Consider the following 24030-nt stretch of genomic DNA (forward strand, 5'->3'; position numbering starts at 1 on the left):
AAGTCGACGCTCAGAACCGGTCCTGCCCCGACGAGTCCGGCACCGGCGCCAGCGCCATCAGCGGGCCGTGGTCCGGCAGCGGCGGGTGCAGCGGCAGCACCACCGTGAAGCGCGAGCCCCGACCGAACTCGCTCTCCACGGACACGCGCCCGCCGTGCCCCTCCACCAGGCTCTTCACGATGGCCAGCCCCAGCCCCGCGCCGCCGTGCTCGCGCGTGGAGCTGCCGTCCACCTGGTAGAAGCTCTGGAAGATGTGCTCGAACTGGTCCGAGCGGATGCCCACGCCCGTGTCCTCCACGGACACGCGGTAGCCCTGCCCGCCCAGCTCCGCCTGCGCGCCCATCTCGGACATCACCACCGACACCCGGCCCCCGGACGAGGTGAACTTCACCGCGTTGGCCAGCAGGTTCACCACCACCTGCCGCAGCTTGTCCGCATCCGCCGCCAGCCGGGGCTGCGTCGTGGGCGGCAGCTTCACCTCCAGCTCCACGCCCTTGCGCTGCGCCTGCGGCGCCACGCTCGACACCGCCGTCTGGATGACGCCGCCCAGGTCCACCGGCGCAATCGCCAGCCGCAGCTTGCCCGCCTCAATCTGGCTCAAATCCAGGATGGACGAGATGAGGTTCAAGAGCGACTCGCCCTTCTCCACAATCGTCCGGACGTACAAGAGCTGCTCCGGGTTGAGCGCCCCGGCCAGTCCCTCGGCCAGCATCTCCGAGTAGCCGATGATGGACGCCAGCGGCGTGCGCAGCTCGTGGCTCACCGTGCCCAGGAACGTGGACTTCAGCCGGTCCAGCTCCTTCAGCCGCGTGTTGGCCTGCGCGAGCCGCGAGTTGTGCGCCTCCAGCTCGCGGTGCGTGTCCAGCATCGCCTCGATGTGGAGCTGCGTCGTCAGGTACGCGCGCTGTCCGCTGGCCACCAGCGCCGACAGCACCTGCCCGAAGTGCACCAGCACCTGCGCCGCCGTGCGCTCGGGCGCGCGCCGCACCTTGCCCACCAGCTCGTGCGCCCGCGCCAGGTCCACCCCGGCGATGTCCGTCAGCGTGGGCGGGAAGTCGTGCAGTTCCTCGGGCGTGAAGGGGCCCAGGATGACGCGGCCCAGCGGGTCGCCCTCCCAGCGCACCGGCATCACCAGGTAGCGCAGGCCGGTGAAGCACGGCATCGCGACGATGCCCGCCTCCTCCACGCCCTCGCCCACCGCGGGCCGCGCCCCGTGCGCCGGCACCACCGGGCCGTCCTTCACCCGCGCCACCATGGCCGTGCAGCGCGTCCGCCCGTCCGGGAAGGTGAAGACGTACGAGCAGAAGTCCCCGTGCCCCACCTTCACGTCCGCCAGCTTGGTGCCCCGCGTGTCCAGCACCTTGATGCCCACGCGGTACAGCTCGCTGAAGCTCTTCACCACCTCCGTGAAGGAGGGCACGTCCAACATGTCCGCCAGCCCCAGCCGCCGCTGGAGCACGGACTCGCGACGCTGGGAGCCCACGCTGTCCGGAGGGCCGCTCGAGGTGCTCATCGCGCGCCCCCGCTGCCGCTGCGCTCGCCGCCGGCCGGCTGCCCGTACCGGGCCTCCAGCTCCGTGCCCCGGACGTCCATCCTCCGGAAGATCTGCCCCAGGAACTCCTCCTCCGTCAGCCCCAGGTTGCGCGCCAGGTGGGCGCGCGCGTCCAGCCGCCGGTAGGCCGCCTGGGCCACCGCGTGGAAGGTCTCCAGCACGCCCTCGCCCTTGAGCGCCACCGCGCCCACCACCGGCTCGCGGCCCCGCTTGCGCGCCACTTCCATCTCCGCTTCCGACCGGGCGTCCGGCAAATCCCGCTTGTTGAACTGGATGACCACCGGCACCTGGTCCACGTCCAGGCCGTTCTCCTTCATGTTCTCCTGCAGGTTGCGCCAGTACGCGTTGTTGTCCGCGGTGGCGCTGCGCCGGCTGTCCGCGATGAAGGCCACCGCATCCGCCCCCTGGAGGACGATGCGGCGCGTTGCGTTGTGAATGACCTGGCCGGGCACCGTGAACAGCTTCACCTTCACCTTGAAGCCGGAGGAGGTGGAGAAGAAGACGGGCAGCAGGTCGAAGAAAAGGGTGCGGTCGTCGTGGGTCTCCACGGTGAGCAGGCGGCCGCGCACCTCCGCGGAGGCCCGGGCGTGGAGATGGCGCAGGTTCGTCGTCTTCCCGCTCAACCCGGGCCCGTAGTAGACGATCTTGAGCGTCAGCTCTCGCTGGGCGTGGTTGAGTTGCAAGGGGGGAGCTCGGGCTTGCCAGGTCCGCGTGAGGAGGCAGACCTCCGGCACACGACGCCCGTTTTTATAGTGGGAAGCGGTCCGGTGCGGAAGGCCGGCCGGCTTACAGGCTTGGAAGCAGGGCTCATTCGAGGAATGGGCCGGGCGCATGGGGGGGTTGGCGAGGTCCGGCTCCTCACACTTGGGGAAGGCAGTCTCCTCACGTGAGAGGACAATGTGCGCGGAATCACCGCGTGCACGGGTGCCGGGGGAGCGGTTAGGATCGCAGCGCGACGGAGGAGCAAGGCGATGACGATGAAGCAGGTGGACCCGGGCGTGGAGATGGCCCCAGCGCCGGTGCTGGATGTGGCGGGCCTACCGAACGACCTGATGACGGCGGTGAAGTTCTCCTTGCCCACCGATGAAGACATGACGGCGGTGGCGGCCCTGCGCGCCAATTCCGAGCCCTGGAAGACCCGGGGCGAGACGCAGGAGGACAGCCTCAAGGCCCTCACCCAGCTGCGGCCCTACGTCCACGTGGCCAAGCTGCAGAGCCAGGTGGTTGGCTACGTGACGGTGGAGCGGGACGGCCCGGTGCCGGGCGCGGCGTACCTGCGCAACATCGTCGTGAAGCCCGAGCTGCGCCGCAAGGGCCTGGGCAAGGTGCTGCTGGAGCAGGCGCTCAAGGCGGCGCGCGACATGTACCGGAAGACCATCGCCCTCCGGGTGGACCCGTCCAACTCGGCGGCGGTGAGCTTCTACCGGAAGGAAGGCTTCACCACGGTGGCCACGGTGGTCTCCAAGAAGTCCGGCAAGCTCCGGCTCCTGATGTCCCGCGAGCTGTAGTCTTCCCGCAGCGCCCCCCGGGCGGGAGGCCACTCCTCCCGCCCCCCGCTCCGAGCGGGCCCGACGTCCCGGCCCCGGAGCACGCTTCACCCCCCTTCAACGGGAAAAGCGTCTTCTGGGGACCTGACTCCCGGGCGGCAGCCTGCCCGCACGCCTGGCGTGGGAGCGGGCCACCCGGGCCCGGACGCCGGGCATGGGGAGGTGGCACGCTCGGGTGAAGTGCTTCCGGCGCATTGTCGACTATCCTGCGGTCCCCGCATCCCCGCCTCCACCGCGGGCCGAGCCGACTCCGCATGAAACCCCTCGCAGAGCTGTTGCGTCACCTCGCGCGTCCTGGAGTCACGGAGCTGACCCTGGCGACGGGCCGCCCGCCGATGATCCGCGGAAACAACGGCTACGAGCCGGTGGACCCCGCGGCCGTGACGACGGAAGACGTCACCCGCGCCCTGCAGGCCATGGTGGGCCTGGCCCGTGCCTCGACGGTGTCGGAGACGCCGGTGCAGTGGTCCGTCAACGCCAACGGCCTGGGGGCGCTCTCCATCGCCGCCATGAAGCGGGGAGAGTTGATTCACCTGCGCCTGTCGCGCGCTGACGCCGCCACGCCCGCCGCGCAGCCCGCCGCACCGGCTCCCGCGCCAGCGCCCGCCGCCGCGCCAGCACCCGCCGCCACGCGCGCGCCCGCGGCTCCGGCGGCGACTCCGACGGCCCCCGCCGCGGCCCGGCCCGCGCCGGCTCCGACGCCCCAGGCTCCAGCTCCGGCGCCTGCCCCCGAGGCTCCGGCGGCCGTGCAGGCGCGTCCCACACCTCGCGCGTCGAGCGCTGCTGCCTGGCGCGGGCTGGCCGCGCTGCTCGAGGACGGCCGGAGCCAGGGCGCCAGCGACATCCACGTGGTGGCGGGCCGCCCTGCCCTCTTCCGCCTCGCCGGCGAGCTGGTGCCGCAGGGCCACGTGCTGGACGCGGCGCGCGTGGAGGAACTGCTCCTCCCGGTGGTGCCGGAGCGGCTGCGGCCGGTGCTGGAGCGCGAGGGGAGCTGTGACTTCTCGCTGGACTCGCCGGAGATGGGGCGCTTCCGCGTCAACGTGGGCCGGCAGCGCACGGGCCTCAAGGGCACCTTCCGCGTGATTGCCCGCGAAATCCCCACGCTGGAGTCGCTGGGCCTGCCGCCGGACATCGCCAAGGCGGTGCACCACCACCAGGGGCTCATCGTCATCACCGGCCCGTCCGGTCACGGCAAGACGAGCACGATGACGGCACTGGTGGACATCATCAACCGCGAGACGACGCACCACGTGCTCACCGTGGAGGACCCGGTGGAGCACGTCCACCCGCGCAAGAAGGCGCTCATCAGCCAGCGCGAGGTGGGCTCGCACACCCGGACGTTCGCCAGCGCGCTCAAGGGCAGCCTCCGCGAGGACCCGGACGTCATCGTGGTGGGCGAATTGCGCGACACGGAGACGGTGCGCATGGCGCTGGCGGCCAGCGAGACGGGCCACCTGCTCATCAGCACCATGAACACGCCGAGCGCGGCGAAGACCATCGACCGGCTCATCGACCTCTTCCCTCCGGCGGACCAGCAGCAGGTGCGCCTGTCGCTGTCCAGCGGCCTGCGCCTCATCGTCAGCCAGCGGCTGATGCCGTCCGCGGACGGCAAGGGCCTGGTGGCCGCGGCCGAGGTGCTCCCGGGCTCCGTCGCGCTGGGCAACCTCATCCGCGACAACAAGACGTTCCAGATTCCCTCGCTGCAGCAGCGCGGCAAGAGCCTGGGCATCGTCCGCTTCGAGGACTCGCTCGCGGACCTGGTGCGCGCCAACAAGGTGAAGCTGGAGGTGGCGAAGGGCTTCGCGGACAACCCGGACGAGCTGGAGGCCACCGTCACCGGCAAGCGGCCCGGCGCCACCGTGGCGGCGCCCGAGACACCGCAGGACGGCGCGCGGTTGTTGAGCAAGGTGGGCTCGCTGATGGGCAGGAAGGGCTCCTGAGATGAACACCCCTCGTATCTCCACCCTCTTCGACACGCTGCTGGAGCAGAAGGGCAGCGACCTTCACATGAGCGTGGGCTACCCGCCCCTGGGCCGCATCCGCGGCGAGCTGGTGCCGCTGCGCGAGACGCCCCTCACCCCGCAGGAGATGGAGGCGCTCCTCTTCGAGCTCATCAACCCGGAGCAGAAGCGCCAGATTACCGAGGAGCTGGACCTGGACTTCGCCTATGGCTACGGCACCAAGGCCCGCTTCCGCGCCAACTATTTCTACAAGATGACCGGCCTGGGCGCGGTGTTCCGCACCATTCCCAGCAAGGTGCTGTCGCTGGAGGAGCTGAAGACACCGGACGTGGTGCGCAAGCTGGCGGACCGGCGCAACGGGCTGGTGCTGGTGACGGGCCCCACGGGCAGTGGCAAGTCCACGACGCTGGCCGCGATGATCAACTACATCAACCACACCCGGCCCGCGCACGTCCTCACGATTGAGGACCCCGTGGAGTTCGTGCACGAGTCGCAGAAGGCGCAGGTGACGCACCGCGAGGTGGGCCCGCACGCGTCGAGCTTCGCCACGGCCATCCGCTCGGCGGGCCGCGAGGACCCGAACGTCATCCTCATCGGCGAGCTGCGCACCAACGAGACGATGAAGCTGGCGCTGCAGCTCGCGAGCTTCGGCGTGCTGGTGTTCGCCACGGTGCACACCAACAGCGCACCGGCCACCATCGACCGCATCATCAACTCCTTCCCCGCCGAGGAGCAGGGGCAGGTGCGCGGCATGCTGGCGGAGAGCCTCATGGGCATCGTCGCGCAGCAGCTCATCAAGACGGCGGACGGCAAGGGCCGCGTGGCGGCGCTCGAAATCCTGGTGGGCAGCAGCGCGATTGCCTCCATGATTCGCGAGGGCAAGGTGTTCCAGATTGCGTCCAAGATGCAGGCCGGCCAGAGCCAGGGCATGCAGACGCTGGACATGCACCTGGAGCGGCTGGTGAAGGACAACGTGATTACGCCCGAGGCCGCGCTGGAGAAGGCGCAGGACAAGGAGAACCTCGCCAAAATCATCTCCCGCATGAAGCCCGAGTGGGAGGTGCCGGAGGCGCTGAAGTCCATCTGAGGTGCCTGCCCGGTGAGGGACGCGGGCTACACCGGCTCGAACTTCGCGCCCGGCACCCGGGCGCGTTCCAGGGCGTCCTTGATGTCCTCGGAGACGATGAGGGCGAGGTTCCAGCCCTTGGTGCGGAACACCTTGGCATCTCCCACCTTCGTCGGGTCGATGCGCAGCTCGGAGATGGACTTGTAGTCGCCGACACGCTCGGGCTGTCCATGCTCCGGCAGCCAGAAACGCACCTCCTCGGACGCCGCTTCGTCGATGCAGCGGATGAGCTTCGTGGCCACGAGCATGAGGTACTGGTCCGGCTGCCCCTGGACGTCCACGGGGATGAGCTGCACATCGTCGGGGGCCAGCTCCGCGAAGATGGAGGCCACCCGGACGTGGACGATGGGAACCATGCCGAGACCGGCCGTGCAGAACTCCAGCCGCCGTCCTGGCTCATCGACGGGAATGGTCAGGCGTCCCTTGAGCTGGACGGGCCGCCCCGCCCTGAACACGTAAGGGTCATCCACTTCCCGTCCTTGTGCATCCAGGGGGTCGCCCAGGTCCCAATTCCCGACCTGCATGTCCTCTTTGAGCCGGAAGTAATGCTTCGTCGCCATGATGGACGGCCTCTCTACCTCACTCGCTCCGCGTCACCAGCTTGTTGAGCCGTGTTCCCTTCGTAGCGACCTCCTTCGCAAGCAGCTTGAGCTCGGCCGTGAGAGCCTTGCGGCACTCAGCGGCGGTGCGACACATGGCAGTCGCGTCATTGAGTCGCTCGTAGACTTCCTCATGATACTTCTGAGGGTGTGGCCCTTTGTGCCCCGGGACATCCACGATGTTCTCCGGGTCCTTCAGCTCCATTCCGGCCTTCCTGAAGATTCTCCTGAACTCGGGCGTCCAGGGCCCGCCTCGTGCCGTGGAAATCTCGTTCTTGTCCGTGGCGAGATGGTGACCGCCACGGCGCCCCTTCGGGCGTCCACCCCCCAGGCCCTCGCCCGCCATCGCCAGCGCATTGGGCGCGAGCGCGATGGTAAACCCCTCGGCCGACACCGCCACCGACTGCACGCTGCCCACCGAGACGTACTGGAAGCCAGCCTGCGACTCCACCGCCAGCGCAGCCTGCGCCGAGCCGGGCAGCCCCGCCGACTTCGCCGCCAGCCCCGCCGTGTTGCCGATGGCGGCTGTGGCCAGCATTACGAAGACGCGCGCCGCGTTCTCGCCGAGAACTTCACCGTACGCTTCGCTCGCATCGCTGAGCTGCTCGAAGGTGGTGGCCCGGTCCACCTCGTGCACCAGCGTCAGCCAGCCGTCGATGAGGCGCCACACCGTGTCCACACCCAGGTAGGCGATGGCCAGTGCCGTCAACGTCGCGGCGACGCCCTTACTCAGCGGCTCGGGCATTGCCCACAAGAGTAGATACATCGTCACCGAGGCCGTGAGCGTGGCGCGCAGGGCGACAGGGTCCGCCATGTCCTCCAGGGCTTCAGCAGTCTCCTCCCACACCGAGTCCATGGCGATGGCCATGGCCAGCGTGTACTTGCCGTCGCTGGCCAGCAGCGGGCCTTCATCCAGCAGGCGCAGGCAGTCCCCGGGCTGCTTCTTGCGCTGGCACCACTGGCCATAAGCGCTCGTCAGCGCCTCGTCCGCATAGGACGCCAGGAGATGCGGCCCGTCCGCGTCCTCGGGGCCCTCGGGGATTAGGCGCTGGCCGCGGCTGTCATAGCGGTACACCCCGCTTCGGGAAGGGACGCCAAAGAGCGCTCGTGCTTCCAGCATCGGACTGCGGAAGGGCCGCACGTTCCGCGCAAGCCGCGCCACGGCTTCCTCGAACTCGTCATCGTCGAGCTCCACCGCTTCCAACTCCGCTCCCGACTCCTCACGAGGAGTGATGACGAAAGCGTCGGAGCCGGTGTCCAGGTGCACAACCCGGGTGGCTGAACAGCCCGAGCCGACAAGCATCAGGAGCAGTGGTACGGCCCAGCGAAGCTTCATTGGCATCCTCCCGTTTGAGCTCCGCCGGAAGACGGGCCCCGACCTGAGTTACCAAGAGGGGCTGACGGCCTGGCACTTCTCATGGCTCTCAGCGGGGTGTAGCGAAGCGACATCTCCGTGAATCGTGCGCCCGTCACCCCGGCGCGCTTCAGGGCGTCTTTGATGTCCTCGGAGACGATGAGGGCGAGGTCCCATCCTCCAGAGGCGCAACGGCCATCATCCTCCCGCCGGAGGGTCACCCGCGAAGCTGCTGTCCGCGAGCAGGCGATAGGTCTTGGCTCCAACGCAGTACTCCGCCCGGCGCGCTTCGTGTTGCTCTTTGGAGAGCACGGTCAAATCATCTGTCTGACGCCCTCCGCGCGTGCTCTGGTCAAGCCCGGTCTGGACAGCAATGCCTCCGACTTCCGTCAGGAGGTAGCGGTTGTGCAGCTTGACTCCCCCGGGGCCCTCCGCCCATGCGAACGCGCGTACATTCACCCTCGGCCGCAGGAGCGGCCTGATGCGCTGCTCGCAGGCCTCCAGTTTGCGCCTTGCCAGCTCCGCCTCGGTCACGGGGCGTCCCTCGGCGCGCGAGGCCTGTTCGATGGCCTTGGGGGGGACCCCGAAATGAACCTGTATCTGGAGCTCATCGAGACCGCGACGATTCTGCGCCACGAGCAGATACTCCCTCATGGGCGCGAAGAATGTTTCATCAGCGGCATCGAAGTAGGGGTCAACGAAATGCAGCTTCGTGGCGCAACGCAGAATCGGCGCGAGCGCGTCCGCCAGCTCTCGCGGCCGCCTCAAGACGGGCGGAGCCGGCGGCGTCCAGGCGGGGAACTCCTGCTCATGCATCCGCTCCGCGACCACGAGATACGGCTCGGCAACGGAGGAGGAGCGGACGACGATTCCCCCGAATGGGAACTCGTGGTGTTCACGCACCGCCGCATCCAGCCATGACTCACCATCCGCGAGCCTGCCACGCCGGCGCGTCCCCGTATCCTGGATATGCCGGAGCAGGACTTCGAGGTTCTTGCGCGCTCTCTGGGCCTCCGGCGACTTGGAGTCGGCGAAGCTCGCCTGGAGCGCATTCATCACGAGCCTGCCCCATGCGGGCGATGGGAACGCGCACGCGACACGACGCTGGCCAGGTCCCATCTGCGCGCGGAATGGATACGCGACACGAGGGTCATGCCATGACGCCACCAGCTCCGGCTCGAGCGCGAACTCATGAATCATGAGCCGTAGACCTCCTCGAAGCGCTCATCGAAGAAGCCCTTGGGCCAGGCGTCCTTGAAACCGCCATCCTCATCGACCCGGAGGCGGCTGATACGGACCCCCTCGGGACGATTCTCGACGTAGAGGACGCTCAGCATGTCCGCGGCGAAGGGCAGCGTATTCTCGGGAAGCGACTTGTCGGTCGTCTCGCGGATGCGGCGAAGCAGCCGCAGGATGAGGTGCTCGCTGTGGGTCTCGACCAGAACGGTCCGTCGCCCGCTATCGCGGGTCGCGGCGTCGATGTACAGGTCGCCGAGGCCGACCTGGACCGCTGGATGGACGTGAATCTCCGGCTGCTCCACCATCGAAAGAGCCCCTCGCCCCTCCGCGAGCGCCGCGACCACGACGGGAATGATCTGCGAGACCCCAGCCCCCACCTCGGACGGCAGCACCAGGGAGCCCGCCCCTGTGTCGAGCAGCAGCCGGCGCACGACCTTGTCGACGTGGCCTGCGGACAGTTCCTCTGCCGTGGCCGCCCCCTCGAAGAGCTGCTGGACCACGATCTGGCAGCCCGCGCCAAGCCGCTGCAGCCAGGAGTTCGTCCGAGCGACGAGGTCTCCGCGGTCCGCGAGCAGCAGGTCCCATGCGGCAAGCCCGTCGGCCCAGCTCGTGAGCCGGCCAGCGCGCTCGTAGAGGAATCCGCGCGGGGGAATGGTCCGCAGCGGACCGATGTAGAGCGCATCCCGCAGCGATGACAGGAGTTGGGCGGTGGTCCCGAGAACGACCATCTCGAGAAAGGTCCGGACCTGCGCGGCAACTGCAGCCTTCTCCTCCGTGTCGTCGCCGACCGCGATGACCCGCAGAGGCTCGTCGACAGGCGGGAGCGCGGAGAAACGCGACTGCGCGACGGCGAAGACGGGCAGCGCACGCCCATCTCCGAAGCCACTGCCATCCCCGAGCCCGTCGCCAACGCCATGACCGCCACCTTCAGCCTCAAGCGCGCCGTGGAGGACGTCCTCAGGAACGGCTATCTGTCCCCAGTCCTCCGTGACGTCGCGCGCTGCCTCGGAGATGAGAGGATGCCCGAGGTTCACGCGAACGTTCAGCGGCTCGCCTTCGCGGAGGGAGGCCCCCGTCTCCAACCAGACGAGCGGCTCCGAATCTCCCGCCACGCCGATGACCGCGCGCTCGACGAGCGGCCCCCGGAAGGTCTTGGTGGTCCTGAAGCGGATTGTCAGCTCCAGCCAGGCCGACTCGATCTCGTCGTCAAGGTCGTGGAATGGAAAGCCCGTCAGGTCGCGCCCGAACCTCTCCAGACTGCTGGGGGTCGTGAACTCGGCCCGCAGCACAATGGCGCGATTCACCTCGTGCCGGTGAACGAACCGCGCGAACCCACCAAGTTCGAGCACGTTCCCACCAAGCTCGGTGCGGTCAACATCCGCAGTGCCACGCGCGAGGAGTTCATGCAGGTAGAGCAGCGCTTGGAGCACGGTGCTCTTGCCTGCGCTGTTCGCACCGAAAAGAAGCGTGAGCGGGGCGAAGTCGACGCGCTGGCGCGAAGCAATGCCCTTGAAGTTCTCAAGCTCGATGGCGCTCAGCATACACCTCTCCCTTTTCCCCCATCACAAACTCCGGCAGCTGTGCCATTGAGACCAATGTTGGGGGAGTGCCCTGAAATGCGCGACTCACAAGAGACGCCAACAGCTCCTCGGCCTCCTGTAAAGCTATCGTCTCGTGCTGCATTGCCCTGCGGAGCAAAGACTCGAACTCAGCAAAGGTTGCCATCAGCTTTCCGGGGGGACGCATCACTACGTGAGCCCTAAGATGAGCAGCCGTCAAGCCCTCGGTATTCACTCCGCGCGCCAGCTCAAGTAACTGCCTCTGCGCCATTCGGAGATGCGTAGCAATATAGCTACTCTCGCCAGCCTCACTCGGGATTACTGCCTTGACATCTTGATTGAAGCAGAGTGGAACTTGCGCGACAGACACAGGCAGTCGCCGCGCCAGGATCTTGCTCTTCACGACTACAAGCACAGCACCAGGCTGCACCACTTTGGTAGAGCTTGCCCGCACCGCTTCGGTGGAGACGTGCTCCTGGGTGTTGAACATCAAATCAGATTTGAAATCCTTCGCAGTCGCCCACGGTATATTGCCAGCGAAGTAATCCGGCCGTGCCCGACTAGGCGTGCCACCACCGAGCACTTCGGCGACTTCCCCCAACGACTTCACCTCCCACCTCTTCGGATTAGTCACCGGATCCCCGAACATCTCTAGGAACGTCGAACGCAGCAGTTCCTCGGAAAGCGCGATCGCATCCTTGCGCTTGCGGCAGATGGCGTCGGCCTTGTCAAGAATGTCGGCGATGTGGCGCTGCTCGGCGAGTTGAGGGAGCGGTAACGGAGTCGTGCGAATATCATCCTGCGTGATGTTGGTCATCGACCCGCTCGTACCACCTGCACGTCCTTGGAAATGTGCACGTGCGCTCACCGAGCGCAGCGCACGATTGAGGTAGCGGGGTTCGACGATGTTGCGGTCAGGAACGAGGCGGAGAATCTTGTCGGACAGAAGTAGGTGGGGATAATTACCTTCAACAATTACAGAGGCACCAACGAGTTCGCGCGTATTCGCGCGTGAGATGAGTATGTCACCGTGCATCGGTCGCGGGCAGTCTCCAGGATCGTACCCAATCAGGATGGCCTTATTCTCATCTGGGCGAAAGGTGCCCCACGTGACTGCACTGACTTTCAGAATCCCAAGCTCACCCGAGCGGGCAGGTCGCTCCTGGGTCTTTACACTCTTACCTGCCTCTATTCGGAGCAGGACGTCGCCAACAGTACTCATGGCCGTGCTCAAAGCATCTTCTCCAGTTCGGCCAGATCGCGTGCAATCTCTGTCTCCAAGCTCCGCAACCTCGCGAAAATCTCCTTCGGCGAGTCGAACTTAGTCTCTTCGCGCTGCGCCTCTTTGTACCGACTATTCGACAGGTCGAAGTTATTCTCCTCGATCTCCCTCACCGGGACCATGAAATGCTTTGCGGTGCGATCGGTATCATCACTGGCGTTCCGATTCTTCCAACAAGCAAGAGCATCGGGCAGCTCATTCTCATCCACCTGATCTCGCTTGTCGTCTAGCGAGAAGCCGTCAGCCTCGACACGGTAGAAGAACACGTGGTCCGTCTTGCCGCCCTTCGTGAAGACAAGAATCGCAGTCGAAACTCCCGCGTAAGGTTTGAAAACCCCCGAAGGCAGCGAAATCACGGCCTCAAGCTGGTTCTCCTTCACGAGCAGCTTCCGAAGCTCGGTGTGAGCCTTCGACGAGCCGAAGAGCACCCCGTCCGGCACGATGGTGGCGCTCCTCCCCCCCTTCTTCAGCATTCGCAGGATGAGCGCAATGAACAACAGCTCGGTCTTCTTCGTCTTCACCGTCTGCGTCAACACCGGGTGAACGTCCCCCTCGGCAAGGCTGCCCTTGAACGGAGGATTGGCGAGAATGACGTCGAAGCCGTTCGTCGCCTGCTTCGGGTACATCTCGGGGAAGGAGTTCGACAGCGTGTCCTGATAGTGGATGCCCGGGTTCTCGACACCGTGGAGCATCAGGTTCATCGAAGCGATGCGCAGCATGGTCGCGTCGAAATCGAAGCCGTAGAACATGCTGTTCTGGATGTGCTCACGGTACGGTTCGAGCAAATCACCCGTGTAGATGGTCTCGCCGTTCTCCCCCTTGAGCTTGCCCTGCTCCGACGTGTGCTTCTCCAGCAGGTACTGCATCGCGCTGATGAGGAAGCCGGCGGTCCCACACGCAGGGTCTCCGATGGTCTCCGTGGGCTTGGGCTCGAGCAGCTCGACCATGAAGCGGATGATGTGACGCGGCGTCCGGAACTGTCCGTTGATGCCGGCGGTCGTGAGCTTGCTCAGCAGGTACTCGTAGAGGTCCCCCTTCGCGTCGCCCTCGGTAATCGGCAGCTTGTCGATCATGTTCACGGCCGAGACGAGCAGGCTCGGCCTCTGAATCATGAGCTGCGCCTCCCGCATGTACTCCGAGAAGGTCGTTCCTCCGTTCAGCTTGCGGAAGTGCGGAAAGACCTCGTCGCGCACCACGCGCAGCATCTCGCCCGCGTCCTTCTGCTTGAAGTTCTTCCAGCGCCGGGGGTCGTCCTTGCCCGAGAAGCGCCCGTGGAAAGGCTTCCTGGTGCGCTCAGCCTTCCGCTCTCCGGTCGTCTCCATGATGTCGAGAAGGCGCGCGAACATCAGGAAAGAAATCTGCTCGATGACCGTCAGCGGATTCGTGATGCCGCCGGTCCAGAACTCGGTCCAGAGCTTGTCGATGTCGCTCTTCTGCTGGGTCGTCAGGGTGCTCATGATGCCTGGCTCGTGGGGGGTGGGGCGTCGGGGGCTGCCCGTTTGGGTTCGAAGATGCTCAAGATGGCAAGGAGCTCATCGACGTCACCAGGGTCGGTGAAGATGCCGTCGACGCTCTCCGCGTGAAGAGTCGTGAAGGGCGGCTCATAGAGTCGCTCAATCTCGATGCCGCCGTTCTGCGCGATGTGGTTCTGCAAGGCCTGAAGGAAGCGGAGCTGCTGCCAAGACAATCGCGGGTGCTTGTGGACGAACGCGGTGAAGGCCTGTTCCACGGCCGCCGCGTCGAGCCCGACGAGTCCTCTGAACACGGTGAGCAGGGAGCGCCGCGTCTCGGGGTCATGCCCCACTAGGTGTTTCACATTGGCCTTGTCGTCCACCTCGAGGACGAGCTTCGCGAGCGCTTCCAGCTCGTCGTCGCGCACCACCTGGCCGGCGCGGATGCGCTGAAGAATGGGGTTCTCCACGAAGTGCTTGCGCAGTACATCCTCGACCCGCCGCTTGTACTCGACCAGGTCGAGCCCTTCGAGGCGGGGGATGTAGGTCGTCGCGGAGAAGTCCGCGTCGTCGACGTCGAAGACCCGCGGCGCGACGTGGGCCGTCGGAGGATGTTGCTGGTACTTCATGATGCCTCGCAGCTCCCGGCGCAGTCCTTCCAGGTGGTGGACCTCGACCGAGGACCAGAACTCCTTGCTCTGCACCTGCTTGATGGACTCGGCGCGCGCCTTGACCGGGTTCTGGTTCTTGGCCAGCAGCGCCACCGCGTCCTCCACGCGGGCGCGCAGGTCCAGCACCCGGGGCGCATTGGGACCGCCCCGGACCAGCTCCACCTGAAGGCGTGTCATGAGCAGGTCGAAGCGGTAAGCGTCCTCTTCGCCGCGAATGCTCCGCAGGTGCTGCAGGGGCGCCGCGATGGACAGGAGGTCCGCCTTCGTCGCCGGGGCGAAGTGATGAACCCGGTCGCCGTCCGCCAGCATTTCCAGTTCCTTCCGCCGGTCACGCACCTCGATGCTGTGGGTGTCCTGTACGGCGCGTACGTCCCCGATGATGAGCGCAGCAGCGGACTCGAACGTGAGCGAGTCCATCCTGTCCAGCGCGGCCTGGGCCAGTTCGACGCGCGCCTCGAACAGGTGCTGCAACAGCGACTTCTGCGGCGAAGGCTGCGTCTCCTTGTACTTCTCGTCGAAGAACCAGAAGTTCGACCAGTGGTCGAAGATAAGGAACTCCGTCTTGTCGCGGCCGGGGCCGAAGAGGTCTTTGCAGAGCCGCGTTCCACGGCCAATCATCTGCCAGAACTTCACGTAGGACTTCACGGGCCTGGCGAAGACGAGGTTCACGACTTCGGGGACGTCGATACCGGTGTCGAGCATGTCCACCGAGATGGCGATGGTCAGCTCGCTGCCCGGGTTCTTGAAGTCGTCGATGAGCTGGTCGGCCCTGGACTCCTGGTTGTCGATGACGCGGCAGAAGGTGGAGCCGTACTGCGGGTACAGCTCGCTGAACACCTCCGCCAGGTGCACCGCGTGGACGTGACTGCGCGCAAAGACGATGGTCTTGCCGACATGGCTGGACGTTGCCTCCCGGATTCCCTCCTCCATCAGCGAGCGCCAGATGAAGCGCGTCGTGTCCTTGTTGAAGACGTGTTTGTCGAGTTCCTCCGCGTCGTATTCGACAAGCTGTGCCGCCGGGTCCTGGTCTTCGAGTTGCTCGCGCTGCTCGTCGTTCATCTGCGAGTAGCGAAGCCCCCGTTCCCGGAACTGGCTCGTGAACGAGCGCACGCGGAAGGGCACGAGGAACGGCGGCTTCGAGTTGACCGCATCCTCGAAGCTGAAGTGCGAGGTGGGGTCCCGGTCCTCGCAACCGAAGAGCGCGTAGGTATTGCGCTCGATGAAGCGCACCGGCGTCGCTGTGAGCCCGACCTCGAGAGCATCGAAGTATTGAAAGAGCGTGCGGAACTTCTTGTAGATGCTGCGGTGCGACTCGTCGGCGATGACCAGGTCGAAGAAGCCGACGTCGAAGTCCTCGAAGCACTTCATCATCGCCGGGTAGGTGGCCAGGTAGATGCGCTTGTCGCGATCTCCCGACGTCGCGCTGTCCACGACGACGCGCGGCTCACCGGGCATGTACTCCTTGAACACGCGGTCCGCCTGCTTGCGCAGCTCCCGGCGGTCGCACAGGAACAGGATGCGCTTCACCCAGCCGGCGTGCATCAACACATCGCAGAGCGAGATGGCCACGCGCGTCTTTCCGGTGCCCGTCGCCTGCACCAGGAGCGCCTTGCGCGACTTCGTCTCGAACCGCTCGCAGACGTGCTTGACGGCTTCGAGCTGGTACATGCGGTTCGCGATGGCGAGGTTGGGCTCCACCATCGCGAGTGGCTTCTTGTTCGTCCGCTGGTGGACGAGGTACTCAAGGCTGTCCTTCGAGTAGAAACCGTACACCTTGCGGCACGGGTAGCCCTGCACGTCATCCCACAGGAAGATGTCGACGCCGTTGGTGAAGAAGATGACCGGGCGTACTCCACGCTCCTGCTCGAGGCAGGAGGCGTAGTTGCGCGCCTGCTCCTGACCCGACCTGGCATCCCTGGCCGTCTTCTTCGCCTCGATGACGGCGAGCGGCGTGCCGTCGTCTCCATAGAGCACGTAGTCGGCGTAGCCCTCGCCCGAGTCCGTCGGCATGCCCGAGAGCCTGACCTCCTGCCCTACCTCGGACGTGCTCGCGCCATTCGGCCCCACGTTCCAGCCCGCCGCCAGGAGTGCCTGGTCGATGAGGCGGCGGCGTGTCTGCTCCTCGTCGAACTGGAGGAACGAAGCGACCTTCTGCCCCTCCGCCTTCAGCCCGGCCAGCTCGGTTGCGTGCTCGGCCGCCGCACGCTCCGCTTCGAGCCGCTTCCGGGTCTCCTCCTGGAGCGCGGTGAGCACGGACTCATACTTCGCTTCAGCGAGGCGCAGCTTCTCGAGCGCATCCTTCGTCTTCCCGGCGGCGCCAGTGTCCGGCGGGGGGGCCACGTACTTCGGTGCATCCTGCCGGTCGCCCCCATCAATCTGGACGTGGAACCAGCGGGCAATGTCGAAGAGCTGCGCAAGGCAGTCGAGTGAGAGCTGACTCGTGATGGGACGCCGGGGATGAGCGGCATGGTTGCCACCCTTCCGCACCGCGTGGAGCTTGTTCTGCACCACCTCGGGAACGGACTGCCGGAACGGCTCGGCGGTCATCAGGTCATTGAGGTTGTCAGAAAGGGGGGGCTGCAGCCGGTACGTCGCATAGATGGCGGCGACAGCGTGCTCGACGAAGGTGCGCTGCTTGATGAGGGAGCTGGCCGGGTCATCGTGGGCGTAACGCTCCGCGAAGCCCGCGAGGTCCGCGAGCACCGCGCGCTTCGCGCGCAGGAACTCAAAGTTCTGCGACTTCATGTTCTCGCGCTCCTCGACGGCCATGCCGACGCACTTTTCAATGACCGTGCCATCAGTCGTGAACCTCGTATTTCGCGAGCCAGTTCGTCAGGGTCTGGTAGCTCGGCAGCCCCACGAGCTCCGCGGCCCGGGTCTTGTTTCCATGGGCCTCGTCCATGGCGCGCCGGAGGTAGTCGCGAGCGACTTCCTTCAGGAGTTCCGGCAGGTTGAAGCCGCCACCCAGCGGCCGCCCGAGAACGTCCCGGCGCGAGGAGGCGGCCACGGGGAGCAGGGCCTCGCGGACATCTTCCGCCGAGATGGAGGCCCCCTCACTCCAGATGGCTGCGCGATGCAGGGTATTGAGCAGCTCCCGCACATTGCCGGGCCATGGATGGGTGAGAAGAAGGTTCCTTGCGCCGGCAGAAACCTTCTTCTCCCTGTAGCCCGGCTCGGTGGCGGCCTCGCGGTTCACCAACTCCACGAGGTGGTCGATGAGCACCCCGAGGTCCCCGGTGCGCTCCCGGAGCGGGGGAATCTTCAGGACCGCCACGGCGAGCCGGTAGAAGAGGTCCTCGCGGAACCGGCCCGCCGCGATTTCCTCGGTGAGCGTCCGGTTGGTGGCGGCGATGATGCGAACATCGACCTTGAGCGGCCTGGTGGCTCCGAGGCGTACCACCTCGCCTTCTTGAACCACTCGCAGCAACTTCACCTGCGCGGGCCCCGGCAGCTCACCCAGCTCATCGAGGAAGAGCGTGCCGCCGTCGGCGGCCTCGAAGTACCCCTTGCGCGGCTGCTTGGCGTCGGTGAACGCGCCCCTCTCGTGGCCGAAGAGCTCGGACTCGATGAGCTCGTCGGGAATCGCGCCGCAGTTGACGGCGATGAAGGGACGCTCATGCCGCGGGCCCGCCCGGTGGATGGCCCTCGCGAGCATCTCCTTGCCCGTCCCCGACTCTCCCTCGATGAGCACAGGGACATTCCGGACGGCGACGCGACGCGCGCGCTGGATGAGCCGCTCCATCACCCGGCTCCGGTGGATGATGTCGGCGAACTCAGGTGCTTCCGGGGCCACTCCCGCGCTCCCTTGACGCAACCGCTCATCCTGCTCGCGCAGCAGCTCGGGGATGAAGTCCGCTGAAATGTCGAAGGGCACCGAGGCGGTGCGGACGCCATGGCCCCTGGACGACTCGATCAACTCGGCGGGGAAGCGCGTCTTTCCAAGAAGAATCCAGACGGCCGCCATGGCCGGCGTGCCGGGGCTCAAATGGAAGGTGAGCGCGACATCGCGGGGACGGTCGCCCAGCGCACGCTGCACCCCGCGCACGGCGGCTTCGTAGATTTCGCCGAACTCCGTCGGGCCGCTGAGCCGCTCATGGACGACCTCGAGCCGCGCCTTCGTCCTGCCACCGAGCCACTTCAAATAGGGCGCGACGACGGGCGCCTCGTAATCCGACAGCAGGAAGGCCTCATCAAAGGAGCGCACCTCCAGGGCCTGCGCGATGGGGCCCACACCCACCACATCGCCCTCGGTAGGTGCTCGGAGGTCGGTCTTGCCGACCCAGGCGATGAGGACCTTGCGCACGAGGGTGAAGGTACAAGCCAGCTTCTCCCCACACAAGGAATCTTGCCACCGCCACCAGCTCATCCCCTTGAACCCAGGAAAGCGGCTGCCCGTGGAGTAGGCACGCAGGCGCTGGCGCGGCCAATGCATCGGGGAGGGTCACCATGACAAACCTGAATCGCGCCGCCCAGCTTCAAGTCTCCGTTGCCTACGTCTCCGAAGAGGTCGCCGCGCACGTGCGCGACCCGCGCCCCACCAGCATCGCCCTCTTCGGAGACCTCGACGAGGCACAACGCGAACAGCTCGCCCTCGATGCCTGGAGCATCGGCCTCCGGGCACTTCACAATGCGCACACCGCGGCGCAGGAGGCGAAGCTGAAGGACGTGGGAGAAGCCCTCGTCGCGGACCTCGACGACCAGCTCCGCGCCCACATCGAGCAACAGCAGGCGACGATTGCCGCCGTGCTGGGGAGCTTCTTCGACCCGAAGGACGGACAGGTCACCCAGCGCCTCTCCGCATTCGTCGAGGACCAGGGCGTCCTCGCCCGGCTGCTCGACAAATACCTCGGCCCGAAGAACAGCGTGCTCGCCGAGGCGCTCGCGCGTCAGGTTGGTGAAGCGAGCCCGCTCTTCAAGAAGCTGAGCCCCACCGACAGCAACGGCCTGGTGAAGACCCTCGAGGGGCAGCTCCGGGCGGTCATGAACCAGGGGCACGCGGAGCTCGTGCGCGCGCTCGATCCGCTCGCCGAGGATGGCGCGGTCGCCCGGTTCCTCCGCAGCCTCCGCGAGGAGCTGAAAGGGGCCGACGAGGACCGCGCCCGGCAGCTCTCCGCTGCGCTCGCGGCCCTGGATGCGAACGACGAGAACTCGCTCTTGAGCCGGCTCGTCCGCGAGACACAGCGGTCCCGTGAAGCGGTTCTGTCCGCCGTGAATCCGGATGCGCCCAGCTCGCCCATGTCCATCCTGAAGGCGAGCCTCACGCAACTCCTCCAGGAGCAGGCCGCGACCCAGAGCGACCGCGACAAGCAGCAGGAGTCCCGCCAGGCCCAGTTCGAGAAGGAGGTCCGGGAGGCGCTCGCGCGCATCGAGACCCGGCGTACGCAGGACCAGAAGAGCACGCGCGGCGGGTTCGACTTCGAGGACGCGGTCATTTCCTTCGTCCGCGCCGCCACCCAGGGTGCCCCCTGCATCCTCGACGTGACTGGAGCGACGGCGGGTGTCGGCCGGTGCAAGAAGGGCGACGCGGTGCTGCGGTTCACCCAGGAGAGCGCCTTCGCCGGAGCGGGCGTGGTGTTCGAGGCGAAGCGTGATGCAACCTACACGGTGCAGAAGGCTCTCGACGAGCTCGACGCCGCACGCAAGAACCGAGAGTCCTCGGCCGGCGTGTTCGTGATGGCTCGCTCACATGCGAGCGATGTGTTCCCTCGGTTCGTGCGCTACGGAAACAATGTCCTCGTGACCTGGAATGAAGAGGACCCCGCGACGGACGCCTACCTCCACGCCGCCGTACTCCTCGGGATGGCGCTCGTCACCCGGAGCCGCACGACTGGCGATGCAGGCGACATCACTGCGCTGCGCGACATCGAAGCGCGCATCGAATCCGAGCTCTCCCGCCTCGAAAAGATGGAGAAGCACAGTGAAGCCATCCGGCGGAATGTCGATGGCATCAGCGACGAAATCCGGAAGGCCCAGAAGAGCCTCGACCTCCTGCTCCGGAAGGCGCAGAGCACCCTCCGTGCACTGAACGTCGAGCTCAACGACGAGGGAACCGAGCGCGGCTCTCCCATCGGATTGCCGAACGGCTCCTTCCAGGCGGCAGTGATGGCTCTTCCAAACGGAGGCGGAGCAGCCTGAGACTCCTTCATCGAGGACTGGCGCTTTCGGATGTTCGCGATGGCCGCACCGATTGTGGCCAGCCTTGTAGAGCATCGCCTCCAGCAGGGTCAGCGCGGTGGGGAGAATTTTTCTTGCAGCCGCAGGCAAGTAGAGTGCGCCGCCGGGAGGAGTACACATGAGCGACGGCAGCAAGCCGATGGGCAGCGTGGGCTGGATGGACCTCACGGTGAAGGACGCCGTCAAGGTGAAGGACTTCTACCAGGACGTGGTGGGCTGGACGGCGTCCAGTCTGGACATGGGCGGGTACGAGGACTTCGTGATGACCCCGCCCGGCACCGAGGCTGCCGCCGGAGGCATCTGCCACGCGCGAGGCTCCAACGCGGACCAGCCGGGCGGGTGGATGATCTACATCACCGTGGAGAACCTGGACCGCAGCCTGGAGCGCGTCACCGCGCTGGGCGGCAAGCTGCGCAGCCAGGTGCGCTCCGCCGGAGGCATGGGCCGCTACGCCGTGATTGAGGACCCGTCCGGCGCGACGTGCGCGCTGTTCGAGTCCGCGAAGAAGGCCTGACGCGCCGGGACGCCCCGAGGGAGCCCCGGCTCGGAGCGCGGCACGGCTCACGAGTCGTGAGAGACCTTCGGGTCCTTCTCCGACATGTGGCGATGCATGGCCGTCTTCGCGGCGTCAGGCAGGACGCGCGTGGAGGCGGCCATCACCTTGTTGGTCAGCGAGCCGGCGACCACCTTGTCCTTGCCGGCCATGAGGGCCTCGAAGCCCTCCTTCGCGACCTGCGCCGGGTCGTCCTTCTCCTGCTGACCCACGCGGGTGTCGTCCATGCCGGCGCGGTGGAAGAAGTTCGTCTCCGTGGGGCCCGGCATCAGCGCGGTGACGGTGATGCCCACGTCCTTCAACTCGTTGCGCAGCGCCTCGGAGAAGGACTGGAGGAAGGCCTTCGACGCGCCGTACACGGCCTCCAACGGCGCGGGCAGCACGGCGGCGATGGACGAGGTGAAGAGGATGCGCCCCTCCCCGCGCGCCACCATGTCCTTCACCACGCGCTTGGTGAGGTGCACGGCCGAGGTGATGTTGAGCTGGATGAGGTTGAGCTCGGCCTTCAGGTCCGTCTCGCGCGCGAAGTCACCGCCCACGCCCACGCCCGCGTTCACCGCGAGCGCGTCCACCGGACGCCCCAGTTCCTGCACCTTCTTGTAGAGCTGCTCCACGCCGTCGTACGTGGCGAGGTCCACCTGAAGGGACTCGACGCGGGCGCCGTCTGTCGACAGCTCGGTGCGGGCCTGGTTGATGCCGGCGTCCTCGGCGGCGATGAGCAGGTCGAAGCCGTTCTGGGCGAACTGTCTCGCGAGCTCCAGGCCGATGCCGCTGGAGGCACCGGTGACGAGGGCGAGGGGACGGGACTCGGGCGCGGTCTTCTTCTTGGTGGCCATGGGTGTGTCCTTCAAGGTGCGAAAGGCGGGAGTGCACTCATGGGTGGGGACGGGGCGACGCATCGGGAAGGCACGCAGGCCCGTGCGCGGGGCATGCGGCCGGGCGGGCGTATGACGGGGCGGCTCGTGAGCCCCACCTCTGCAATCCCTTCAGGCGGTCAGACCCGGGTGGTAGACCCCATCTCCATGGACGAGTCGCGGGACGGAGAGGACAGGAAGCCCGCGGGCCCGCGACAGCCGAAGCGGCCCCGCAAGGTGTCTCAGAAGTACCTGGAGAACGCCGCCCTGCACTACCTGAAGCGGTACGCGGCCACGCAGAGCCAGCTCCAGCGCGTGCTGATGCGCCGGGTGGACAAGTCCCTCAAGTTCCACGGTGGAGACCGCGCGGAGGTGCTCAAGTGGGTGGACGAGCTCGTCGCGAAGCTCGTCCGCAACGGGCTCCTCAATGACGAGGCCTATGCGCGAATGAAGGCCACGTCCCTGCGTGCCTCGGGCCGCAGCACGCGGATGATTGCGCAGAAGCTGAGGCTGAAGGGCGTCTCCGCGGAGCTCGTCGCGCGCAAGGTGGCGGATGCCTCGTCCGAGGTTTCCGACGAGGAGGCCGCGCGCATCTGGGCGCGAAAGAAGCGGCTGGGCCCGTTCCGCAGGGATGCGCGGACGCGCGAGGAGAACCGGCAGCGGGATTTGGCCGCACTCGCTCGGGCGGGATTCTCGTTCGGCATCGCGAAGAAGGTCATCGACTCGGACCCGGCGTAGCCGCCCCACGACCAGCCTCCGCCGCATCGTCCGTATCCCCAACGGAGTCCCTCCCCACCGGAGACACCGTTGAAGACGTACGACCTGTTCGCCCCCGCCTCCGAAGCCGAGCGCCACGACCTCTACGCCCGCATGCGCGCCGAGCCCGGCCTCTGCCGCATCGAGCCCTTCGGTGCCTATGCCGCCGCCCGCTATGACGACGTGCGCGCGATTCAGAAGGACGCACAGCGCTTCTCGTCCGAGGCCCTCGCGGTGACGGCCGAGCCGCCGTGGCTCGGGCCCAACCCGGTGGCGCAGTCGCTCGTCACGAGGGACCCGCCGCGACACACGCAGCTTCGCGCGCTGGTGAGCCGGGCCTTCGGTGCCTCGGGCATGGCGCGGCTGGAAGCCCAGGTGCGCCATGAGGCCGAGACACTGGCCGAGGCCGCCGTCCGCCGCCGCGAGGTGGACTTCGTGGACGCACTCTCCTTCGTGCTGCCTCGCAACATCATCGGCCGCATGCTCGGACTGGAGCCCTCCACCTTCACCGAGTTCAAGCGCTGGTCCGTCAACATGGGCCTCATCAGCTCCGCCGTGCCCGAGCAACACCAGGGCATCCGCGACACCGTGAAGGAGATGGAGGCCTACCTCGGAGACGTCATCGCCGCGCGCCGCCGCCAGCCCGGGGACGACATGGTGAGTGATTTGCTCCGCGCGGAAGTCGAGGGCCGCCAGCTCACCGACGCGGAGGTCCTCTCCTTCCTCTTCCTCCTCCTGCCCGCCGGCATGGAGACGACCGCGCAGCTCATCGGCAACGCGGCCATCCTCCTCGCCCGCTTCCCCGAGCAACTCGAACAGGCACGCGCCGACGCGACGCACATTCCGCGCTTCCTCGAGGAGGTGCTCCGCTACGAGTCCCCCGTGCAGTTCGCCTTCCGCATCGCCGTGACGGACGTCGAGCTGTCCGGCACCACCGTGCCCGCGGGCAGCCTCGTCATGGGGCTGGTGGGCAGCGCCAACCGCGACGAGCGCGTCTTCGAGCAACCGGACCGCTTCCTCCCCGGCCGAGACAAGGGCAGCCAGCACCTCACCTTCGGGCACGGCATCCACTTCTGCCTTGGCGCACAGCTCGCACGCATGGAGGCGCGGCTCGCGCTGGAGGCGCTCGTCCCTCGCATCCGCGCCGTGAAGCTCCGCTCCCCGGACGTCGAGTGGCTCCCCGGCCTCACCATCCACGGGCCCCGTACGCTGCCGATGGAGCTCGTTCCCGCCTGACGGCTACGGCGCCGGGGGCCATGGGCGTTCGGTCGAGGGAAGGCCAGGCCCCGCGGTCAGGCCTCGCGGCCGCTCGCGTCCTTCGCGGGACACGGGGGTCCCCTTGGTCCACGGCG

At 67.0% G+C, this 24030-nt stretch carries 18 protein-coding genes; 7 read left to right on the top strand and 11 right to left on the bottom strand.

The genetic code is table 11. The annotated features are described in order from the left end of the window. Positions 1 to 10: 10 nt before the first annotated feature. Together ACVTJA_RS46885 and ACVTJA_RS46890 are read right to left on the bottom strand one after the other, a co-directional pair. Positions 11 to 1513: an ATP-binding protein gene (locus ACVTJA_RS46885; protein ID WP_465830687.1), complete on the bottom strand. Its 1503-nt coding sequence runs from the start codon at positions 1511 to 1513 to the stop codon at positions 11 to 13. Beyond that, positions 1510 to 2235, bottom strand: coding sequence for a GTP-binding protein (locus ACVTJA_RS46890; RefSeq protein ID WP_465830688.1), 726 nt, complete (start codon positions 2233 to 2235; stop codon positions 1510 to 1512). Before ACVTJA_RS46890 ends, ACVTJA_RS46885 begins: the two co-directional genes overlap by 4 nt. Positions 2236 to 2523: 288 nt before the next feature. Between ACVTJA_RS46890 and ACVTJA_RS46895 the strand changes: the two genes are divergently transcribed. The 3 genes from ACVTJA_RS46895 (at position 2524) to ACVTJA_RS46905 (ending at position 6147) form a co-directional block, all read left to right on the top strand. Next, positions 2524 to 3060 (top strand): GNAT family N-acetyltransferase, encoded by a 537-nt coding sequence (locus ACVTJA_RS46895; protein WP_465830690.1) that lies wholly within the window; start codon positions 2524 to 2526, stop codon positions 3058 to 3060. Between the two features lie 293 nt (positions 3061 to 3353). Next, positions 3354 to 5039 (top strand): type IV pilus twitching motility protein PilT, encoded by a 1686-nt coding sequence (locus ACVTJA_RS46900; protein ID WP_465830692.1) that lies wholly within the window; start codon positions 3354 to 3356, stop codon positions 5037 to 5039. A gap of 1 nt (position 5040) precedes the next feature. Beyond that, positions 5041 to 6147: a type IV pilus twitching motility protein PilT gene (locus tag ACVTJA_RS46905; RefSeq protein WP_465830693.1), complete on the top strand. Its 1107-nt coding sequence runs from the start codon at positions 5041 to 5043 to the stop codon at positions 6145 to 6147. A 26-nt stretch (positions 6148 to 6173) separates the two neighbouring features. Here ACVTJA_RS46905 and ACVTJA_RS46910 read toward each other — a convergent pair whose 3' ends face one another. The 8 genes from ACVTJA_RS46910 to ACVTJA_RS46945 form a co-directional block, all read right to left on the bottom strand. Beyond that, positions 6174 to 6746 (bottom strand): imm11 family protein, encoded by a 573-nt coding sequence (locus ACVTJA_RS46910; protein WP_465830694.1) that lies wholly within the window; start codon positions 6744 to 6746, stop codon positions 6174 to 6176. Between the two features lie 19 nt (positions 6747 to 6765). Next, positions 6766 to 8121: an AHH domain-containing protein gene (locus ACVTJA_RS46915; RefSeq protein WP_465830695.1), complete on the bottom strand. Its 1356-nt coding sequence runs from the start codon at positions 8119 to 8121 to the stop codon at positions 6766 to 6768. A 216-nt stretch (positions 8122 to 8337) separates the two neighbouring features. After that, entirely contained in the window at positions 8338 to 9339 is a 1002-nt protein-coding gene (locus tag ACVTJA_RS46920; protein WP_465830697.1) for a hypothetical protein, read from the bottom strand. Next, positions 9336 to 10919 carry an AAA family ATPase gene (locus tag ACVTJA_RS46925; protein ID WP_465830699.1) on the bottom strand — a complete coding sequence of 528 codons (1584 nt, stop codon included), beginning with the start codon at positions 10917 to 10919 and terminating at the stop codon, positions 9336 to 9338. Before ACVTJA_RS46925 ends, ACVTJA_RS46920 begins: the two co-directional genes overlap by 4 nt. Further along, complete coding sequence (locus ACVTJA_RS46930) at positions 10897 to 12159, bottom strand: restriction endonuclease subunit S (RefSeq protein WP_465830700.1); 1263 nt, start codon at positions 12157 to 12159, stop codon at positions 10897 to 10899. The genes ACVTJA_RS46925 and ACVTJA_RS46930 overlap by 23 nt, the downstream gene beginning before the upstream one ends. A gap of 8 nt (positions 12160 to 12167) precedes the next feature. Then, a complete protein-coding gene (locus ACVTJA_RS46935) occupies positions 12168 to 13676 on the bottom strand; it encodes a type I restriction-modification system subunit M (protein ID WP_465830702.1) in 1509 nt (502 codons plus the stop codon). Continuing rightward, positions 13673 to 17086: a DEAD/DEAH box helicase family protein gene (locus ACVTJA_RS46940; protein WP_465830703.1), complete on the bottom strand. Its 3414-nt coding sequence runs from the start codon at positions 17084 to 17086 to the stop codon at positions 13673 to 13675. The genes ACVTJA_RS46935 and ACVTJA_RS46940 overlap by 4 nt, the downstream gene beginning before the upstream one ends. 52 nt (positions 17087 to 17138) lie before the next feature. Beyond that, a complete protein-coding gene (locus ACVTJA_RS46945; RefSeq protein WP_465830704.1) occupies positions 17139 to 18680 on the bottom strand; it encodes a sigma-54 interaction domain-containing protein in 1542 nt (513 codons plus the stop codon). A gap of 107 nt (positions 18681 to 18787) precedes the next feature. On the opposite strand from ACVTJA_RS46945, the gene ACVTJA_RS46950 reads away from it, so the two are divergent. Then, on the top strand, positions 18788 to 20476 hold the full coding sequence (locus tag ACVTJA_RS46950) for a hypothetical protein (protein WP_465830706.1): 1689 nt from the start codon (positions 18788 to 18790) through the stop codon (positions 20474 to 20476). A 157-nt stretch (positions 20477 to 20633) separates the two neighbouring features. After that, entirely contained in the window at positions 20634 to 21029 is a 396-nt protein-coding gene (locus ACVTJA_RS46955) for a VOC family protein (RefSeq protein WP_465830708.1), read from the top strand. A gap of 47 nt (positions 21030 to 21076) precedes the next feature. Here ACVTJA_RS46955 and ACVTJA_RS46960 read toward each other — a convergent pair whose 3' ends face one another. Further along, positions 21077 to 21904, bottom strand: a complete 828-nt coding sequence (locus ACVTJA_RS46960; RefSeq protein ID WP_465830710.1) for an SDR family NAD(P)-dependent oxidoreductase — start codon at positions 21902 to 21904, stop codon at positions 21077 to 21079. Between the two features lie 186 nt (positions 21905 to 22090). On the opposite strand from ACVTJA_RS46960, the gene ACVTJA_RS46965 reads away from it, so the two are divergent. Both ACVTJA_RS46965 and ACVTJA_RS46970 read left to right on the top strand, forming a co-directional pair. Next, positions 22091 to 22660 (top strand): regulatory protein RecX, encoded by a 570-nt coding sequence (locus ACVTJA_RS46965; protein ID WP_465830712.1) that lies wholly within the window; start codon positions 22091 to 22093, stop codon positions 22658 to 22660. A gap of 69 nt (positions 22661 to 22729) precedes the next feature. Further along, a complete protein-coding gene (locus ACVTJA_RS46970; RefSeq protein ID WP_465830714.1) occupies positions 22730 to 23914 on the top strand; it encodes a cytochrome P450 in 1185 nt (394 codons plus the stop codon). The last annotated feature ends 116 nt before the right edge of the window (positions 23915 to 24030 follow it).

The organism is Pyxidicoccus sp. M6 (assembly GCF_055568925.1).